This is a genomic window from Pontimicrobium sp. MEBiC01747 (genome assembly GCF_053601635.1).
In genome coordinates this window covers 1-1,801 of sequence record NZ_JBSHNS010000231.1, presented here as the reverse complement: position 1 = coordinate 1,801, position 1,801 = coordinate 1, and the positions used below count along the sequence as shown (strand labels likewise).

The 1,801-nt window shown below is 32.0% G+C and carries 3 protein-coding genes; all 3 read left to right on the top strand.

The window, feature by feature from the left end; all coding sequences use genetic code 11:
* On the top strand, positions 1–168 hold a 168-nt coding region (locus tag ACVC2P_RS07635; protein ID WP_452597887.1), incomplete at its 5' end, for a DHH family phosphoesterase.
* Positions 161–700, top strand: a complete 540-nt coding sequence (gene gldI, locus ACVC2P_RS07630) for a gliding motility-associated peptidyl-prolyl isomerase GldI (protein ID WP_452597886.1) — start codon at positions 161–163, stop codon at positions 698–700. The genes ACVC2P_RS07635 and gldI, both read left to right, overlap by 8 nt.
* Positions 701–711: 11 nt before the next feature.
* Positions 712–1,801, top strand: a 1,090-nt coding sequence (locus ACVC2P_RS07625; RefSeq protein ID WP_452597885.1) for a peptidylprolyl isomerase, incomplete at its 3' end; no start/stop codon positions are given.

Sequence of the window (1,801 nt, the reverse complement as noted above, 5' to 3'; positions counted from 1 at the left end):
TTACGTTCTAAGGGTGATTTTTCTGTTAATGAATTATCAAGAGCTCATTTTGATGGCGGAGGCCATACTAATGCCGCAGGAGGTAAAAGTGATTTACCTTTAGGCTCCACTGTTGATAAATTTATTAGTATATTACCACAATATAATAAAGCATTAAATAATGTATAGATTAATTTTAGTTTGCATAATAGCTGGACTAACTATAGGTTGTAAATCTCCAGAACCACGCAAACCTATATCTGTAAAATCTGGATCTTTTTTTAACGAATCTATAGAACGTAACAAGAAACTATACGAAAAAGAGAAAGCTCAAATTCTTGCAATTATTGCTAAAACGCCTGAAGATAATTATATAGCCTCAGAAAACGGGTTTTGGTATGCTTATCAAAACAAAATTGAGGCTGACAGTTTAAAAACGCCTAGTTTTGGAGACATTGTAAATTTTAACCATAGTATTTCTAGTTTAAACGGAACTATTATTTATTCTACCGAAGAACTAAAAACACGCAATTACGCAATGGATAAAGAAGAACTATTTTCTGGTTTAAGAGAAGGTTTAAAACTTATGAAAGCTGGTGAAACCGCAACCTTTATCTTTCCTTCTCAAAAAGCCTATGGATATTACGGAGACGAAAATAAAATTGGAACAAATATGCCAATAATTAGTAAAGTTACTGTAAATTCGATAACCCAAAAGTAACAATTAATACAATGAACAAATTAAAACACTCAATGAAAATTTTTATGATTGCATTATTGGTAACGCTAACCTCAGCCTCTTGCCAAGATAAATACCCAGATTTAGAAGACGGATTATATGCTGAATTTATTACCAATAAAGGTGTAATGGTTGCTAAACTTAATTATGATAAAGCACCAGTAACCGTTGCTAATTTTGTTTCACTTGCTGAAGGAACTAATACTAAAGTAGATAGTGCTTATGCAGGTAAAAAATTCTATAACGGAACAACTTTTCATAGAGTTATCGATAAGTTTATGATTCAAGGAGGTGATCCTACAGGAACAGGGTCTGGTAATCCTGGTTATAGATTTAAAGATGAAATTAACGAGGCTAAACATGATAAGCCAGGAATTTTATCTATGGCTAATTCTGGTCCTGCTACTAATGGCTCTCAATTTTTTATTACAGAAGTACCAACTCCTAATTTAGACCCTAAACATACTGTTTTTGGTGAATTAGTTACGGGGTTAGAAGTACAAGATGTTATTTCTAATGTAAAAACAGGAGAAAGAAACAAACCTGTTGATGATGTTGTTATTGAATCTTTAAATATTATTAGAAAAGGTAGCGAAGCTAAAAAGTTTGATGCTGCTAAAGTATTTGATAGCTATTTTATTGAGTTAGAAGCAGAGAAAAAGAAAGCCTTAGAACAACTTGAAAAAGCAAAGAACAAGTTTGTTAAAGATAATGAAAACTTAAAGGGTGAAGTTAATAGATTATCTTCTGGAGTTGTTATGATTATGACTAAAGAAGGTTCTGCAATTACACCTACATCTCAAGATAAAGTTTTAGTTAACTATGCTGGCTTTTTAGAAGATGGAACTTTATTTGACACGAATATAATGGATGTTGCTAAGCAATTTGGCAAATACGATGAAAGAGCTGAAAAGCAAGGAAAATATAAACCTTACCCTATGCTTTACAGCCCAAAAGCTAGATTAGCACCAGGATTTAGAGAAGCATTATTAAATATGAATGTTGGAGATAAATCTCGTATTTTTATTCCTTCATTTTTAGGCTATGGAAACAGAGATTACGGGCCAATTCCTGCAAATTCTA